Source organism: Streptomyces calidiresistens, from assembly GCF_014141525.1.
Lineage (GTDB): Bacteria > Actinomycetota > Actinomycetes > Streptomycetales > Streptomycetaceae > Streptomyces > Streptomyces calidiresistens.
This window is the reverse complement of sequence record NZ_VKHS01000412.1, coordinates 1-4880: the sequence shown is the minus strand read 5'-3', so window position 1 is coordinate 4880 and position 4880 is coordinate 1. Positions and strand designations below refer to the sequence as shown.

Annotated in this window: 5 protein-coding genes; 1 reads left to right on the top strand and 4 read right to left on the bottom strand. The window is 72.9% G+C overall.

Going from position 1 to position 4880, the window contains the following annotated elements:
- Window positions 1-1140: serine/threonine-protein kinase (locus FOE67_RS16580; protein WP_182665044.1), on the bottom strand; the 1140-nt coding region annotated here is incomplete at its 3' end.
- A gap of 156 nt (window positions 1141-1296) precedes the next feature.
- Entirely contained in the window at window positions 1297-2196 is a 900-nt protein-coding gene (locus FOE67_RS16575) for a menaquinone biosynthetic enzyme MqnA/MqnD family protein (RefSeq protein WP_182665042.1), read from the bottom strand.
- A 236-nt stretch (window positions 2197-2432) separates the two neighbouring features.
- On the opposite strand from FOE67_RS16575, the gene FOE67_RS16570 reads away from it, so the two are divergent.
- Entirely contained in the window at window positions 2433-2636 is a 204-nt protein-coding gene (locus FOE67_RS16570; protein WP_182665040.1) for a cold-shock protein, read from the top strand.
- A gap of 348 nt (window positions 2637-2984) precedes the next feature.
- Here the strand turns inward: FOE67_RS16570 and FOE67_RS16565 are convergent, their stop codons facing one another.
- Window positions 2985-3290, bottom strand: a complete 306-nt coding sequence (locus FOE67_RS16565; RefSeq protein ID WP_182665038.1) for a hypothetical protein — start codon at window positions 3288-3290, stop codon at window positions 2985-2987.
- Window positions 3291-3480: 190 nt separating this feature from the next.
- A complete protein-coding gene (locus FOE67_RS16560; protein ID WP_182665047.1) occupies window positions 3481-4872 on the bottom strand; it encodes a dicarboxylate/amino acid:cation symporter in 1392 nt (463 codons plus the stop codon).
- Between the last annotated feature and the right edge of the window lie 8 nt (window positions 4873-4880).

Genomic DNA, 4880 nt, shown 5'->3' with positions numbered 1-4880 from the left:
GGCGGGGGACGTGGTGGGGGCGCCGGTCCGCGGCTCGGTGTCCGTGGCGTCCGGGTCATCGGCCACCGGCGGCGCCCCGGGGGCGGTGGTGTCCTCGGCGCCGGCGGTGCCGCGACCACCGCTACCGGTCTCCCCGGGCTTCCCGGCCGCGCCGTCGCCGGCCGCGCCGTCGGGAGTGGCGGGGGTGGCGTCGGCGTCGGCGGTGTTCAGGCCGGCGCCGTCGGTGCCCGCCTCCAGGTTCAGCAGGAGCACCGCCCGGCGACTGACCCCCTCGACGACGGCGTGCGGCAGCCACCCCTCGCCCACCAGCGCCGCCGCGCCCCGACCGTCGGAGAGCTCCCGGGCCAGCTCGGCGGGGTCCGGCCGGTCGGCCGGGTCCCTGGCCAGACAGCGCGCCACGAGGTCGCGCAGCGCCTCCGGAACGCGGTCCAGTTCGGGTTCCCCGTGCACCATCCGGTAGAGCAACTGGGCCGCGCCGTCGGCCACGAACGGCGGCCGGCCGCCGGAGGCCAGGGCGAGGACGGCACCGAGCGCGAAGACGTCGGTGGCCGGTCCCACCTCCTCGCCGAGGATCTGCTCGGGGGACATGTAGCCGGGCGAACCGACGGACATGCCGGTGTCGGTGATCGCGCCCCCCTCCACGTCGGTGCCGACATCCGTGGCCCGGGCGATGCCGAAGTCGATGAGCCGGGGACCGTCCAGGGTCAGCAGCACGTTGGAGGGCTTGATGTCGCGATGCACCAGGCCCAGGGCGTGGACGGCGGCCAGGGCCTCGGCGGTGCCGGCGCCCAGGGCGCGCACCGAGTGGAGGGGCAGCGGCCCCAAGCGGTCCACGGTGCGCTGGAGGTCGGGACCGGCGACGTAACCGGTGGCCACCCAGGGCACGTCGGCGTCGGGATCGGCGTCCAGCACGGGCGCGGTCCAGGCGCCGCCGACCCGACGGGCGGCGGCCACCTCGCGGGCGAAGCGGGCCCGGAAGGCGGGGTCGCGGGCGAAACGGGCGTGCACGGCCTTGACGGCGACCGTCCGGCCACCCGGACTGCGCCCCAGGTAGACGACGCCCATGCCCCCGCTGCCCAGCCGGCGCAACAGGCGGTACACACCCATCCGCCGGGGGTCCCCCTCCGCCAGCGGTTCCATGCCCCGTCCCCCCTTTTCCTGCTTTCCCGGCGTTCCCCCGGCGTTCCCCGGCGTCTTCCAGTGCTTTCCGGTGCTTTCCCCCGTGGTTCCCGCGGCCCCGGGTTCCCCGCACCCCGTCGCGCGCCCGGCGCCTCCCGGCCCGGGCGCGGGATCAGCCTACGAGTCGGTGCCGACGGAGCCCCCGGGGGCCGGGGGACCGTCCGGGGCCCCGGCCCCGATGGCGTCGAGGAGCGCGATCCGCTCCCCCGCCGGTTGCCCGGTGCGGCGCGCGAACTCGGCGATGCCCGCCAGTTGGCGTTCCCCCAGGCCGAAGTCGAGGGTGGTGAAGTACCGCTCCAGCACCTCGGCGTCGAAGGCCTCCCAGCGGGCGGCCTGTTCGGCCACCTTGCCCACCTCGGCCAGGGAGAGGTCGCGGGAGGCGAGGAAGGCGCGGTGGACGGCCCGGGTGGTGTCGGGCTCGCGGGCCAGGTAGTCGCGACGCACGGCCCAGAGCGCGAAGACGAACGGCAGCCCCGTCCACTCGTGCCACATGCGACCCAGGTCGTGGACCTCCAGACCGAGGCGGGGGGCGTCGTGGAGGGAGGCGCGCAACGCGGCGTCGCCGATCAGGACGGCGGCCTCGGCCTCCTGCATCATCGTCCCCAGGTCCGGGGGGCAGGTGTAGTAGTCCGGCGCCACCCCGAAGCGCTCGGCGAGCAACAGTCGGGCCAGGCGCACGGAGGTGCGGGAGGTGGAGCCGAGGGCCACCCGCGCCCCGTCGAGCCGGTCGAGCGGGCGCTGGGAGACGATCACGCAGGACATCACGGGGCCGTCGCAACCGACGGCTATGTCCGGCAGTGCCACCAGGTCGTCGGCGTGCCGCAGATATTCCACGAGCGTCACCGGACCGATGTCCAGATCACCCCGCACCAACCGCTCGCTGAGTTTTTCCGGTGTGTCCTTGGTCAACTCCACATCCAGGAGATAACCGGTGCGGGCCAGTCCCCAGTAGAGGGGGAGACAGTTGAGGAACTGGATGTGTCCCACTCGGGGACGGGAAGGAAGGTGTGAGGACACGTCTGCGAGGGTACGCCTGCATCCGTGAGCACCGGGTGGCGGGTGTGGCGTCTCGGCCGGAGACGATCTCGCCCCTTCCCGGGGTACACACAGCGTGCTAGGCTCATCTCAAGTTGCAGTTTGGTTTCCCTTGCAGTACGAGCCTGCGGAGCATGTAACCGCGGGCTTTCGTCGTTTTCAGGCTTCATCGCAGGTTCTGGAGCAGGGCGACCCCGTAGGGCCCAAGGAGGGCTTGTATGGCTACCGGAACCGTCAAGTGGTTCAACGCCGAAAAGGGCTTCGGCTTCATTGCCCAGGACGGCGGCGGTCCCGACGTCTTCGTCCACTACTCCGCGATCAACGCGACCGGCTTCCGGTCGCTCGAGGAGAACCAGCAGGTGACCTTCGACGTCACGCAGGGCCCGAAGGGTCCGCAGGCGGAGAACGTCAGCCCCAGCTGACTCCGTGCGGGTTGATCGCCCGCTTCGGTACCCCGGAGAGCCCCCGCCGTCGGCGAGGGCTCTCTCCCTTTCGTGGTATTTCCCGGCGCGGTTCGCCGGTTTCCCCGCAGGGCTTCGTCGGCACCGGCCGGGCGGGTTCCCCCGATGTTCCGACGGCGTTCCGCCGCCGTTCGCCCCGGGGCGAAAGCGCTTTCCCGCCGAAAGGCGGGAAAGGCGGGGGCGAAACGTCGGGGCGCCATTCCCCGCCTCTCCGGAACACCCGGTGGGAGCCCGGCGAACATTCGGGAAAATCCCACCGGCTTTTCGGATGATCTTCCGCCCATCACCCGACTCGGGCCCCGGAACCGCTCAATGGCAGTCCCAGTGCTCCCCGTGGGCGGCGTGCCGGTGGCCGTGGTGGAGGTAGTCCAGGTGGTCGCCGTGGCGCACGGCCTCGTGACCGCACCCCTCGCCGTGCCGGTGGTCGTCGTGATCGACGTGCTCGGCGTGGCCCTCGGGTTCGCACTCGTCCCAGTGGCCGTCGTGCTCGCGGTGCAGGTGGCCGTCGTGGGCGAAGTCCAGGTGGTCGCCGTGCGGCACCGGTTGGTGCCCGCAGCCGGGACCGTGTTCGTGGGTGTGGTCGGTGTGCTCGCGATGGGGGGTCGCGGTGGTCATGGGTCGCCTCCCGGGGATCCGGGGTTGTCGGTCCGGCCCGCGACGGGACGGGTCGGACGGCCGTGCGACGACCGCCCGTACCCGATCGGCGTCCCGGGCGATGACATGCCTCACCTTCGATGGTGGCACGCCCGCCCCCGTCGCGCCCCCGTCGCGGGCGCCAGGGCGGGCGCCCGCGACGGGGTCCGGGTCAGCGGGCGGGCGTGCCCGCCACGGGTTCCGGAGCCGCCCGCTCCGCTTCGGCCCCCGACGAGTCGGCCCCGGCGGTCGGCGTCGGCTCCATCGCCTCCGAGGGGTCGAAGGAGGTGGCGGTGTCGTACGCCTCCCGGTCCAGGATCCGCTCCCGGGAGGAGACGATCACCGGCACCGCCGCCTGACCGGCGACGTTGGCGGCGGTCCGGATCATGTCCAGGATCGGGTCGATCGCCAGCAGCAGACCGACACCCTCCAGGGGCAGGCCCAGCGTGGAGAGGGTCAGGGTGGTCATCACCGTCGCGCCGGTCAGACCGGCCGTGGCGGCCGATCCGATCACCGAGACGAAGACGATCAGCAGGTACTCCTGCAACCCGAGGTCGATGCCGAAGATCTCCGCGACGAAGATCGCCGCCAGCGCCGGGTAGATCGCGGCGCAGCCGTCCATCTTGGTCGTGGCGCCGAACGGCACCGCGAAGCTCGCGTACTCCCGGGGCACGCCCAGCCGCTCGGTCACCCGCTGGGTCACCGGCATGGTGCCGACGGAGGAGCGGGAGACGAAGGCGAGCTGGATCGCGGGCCAGGCACCGCGGAAGAAGCGCATCGGGCTCACCCCGGCGAAGACCCGCAGCAGCAGCGGGTAGACGCCGAACATCACCAGCAGCGAGCCGACGTAGACGTCCACGGTGAAGACCGCGTACTGCCCCAGCAGGTCCCAGCCGTACTCGTTGATCGCGCGGCCGATCAGGCCGAGGGTGCCCAGCGGGGCGAGGCGGATGATCCACCACAGGGCCTTCTGCACCACGGCCAGCAGCGCCTCGCCGACCCGGATGGCCGGGGCCGCGCGGTCGCCGAGGGCCAGGGCGGCGATGCCGAGGACCACGCCGAGGAAGACGATCTGCAGCACCCTCAACTCGGTGAAGGGCGTGACCACGTCGGTGGGGATGATGCCGGTGAGGAAGTCCAGCCAGGAGCCGGAGTTCTCCGGCGCGGCACCGTCGGCCGGGGTCAGGCCGGTCCCGGAGCCGGGGTTGGTCAGCAGCCCGATGGTCAGGCCGATGGCGACCGCGATCAGCGAGGTGATCAGGAACCACAGCAGGGTCTGACCGGCCAGGCGGGCCGCGTTGGAGACGCGGCGGAGGTTGGTGATCGAGACCGCGATGGCCAGCAGCACCAGCGGACCCACCGCCAGGCGCAGCAGCTGGACGAAGATCCGGCCGATCTCGGAGAGCGTGGTGCCCAGCCACTCCACCTGCCAGGTGCGGGCCACCCAGCCGAGGAGGACGCCGGCGACGAGGCCGACGAGGATCTGCGCCCAGAACGGCGGCAGGGATATCCGGCGGCGCGCGGCCGGACCGGGCTCCGGTTCGGAACCGGGGGCGGCGGGCACCGAGGTGC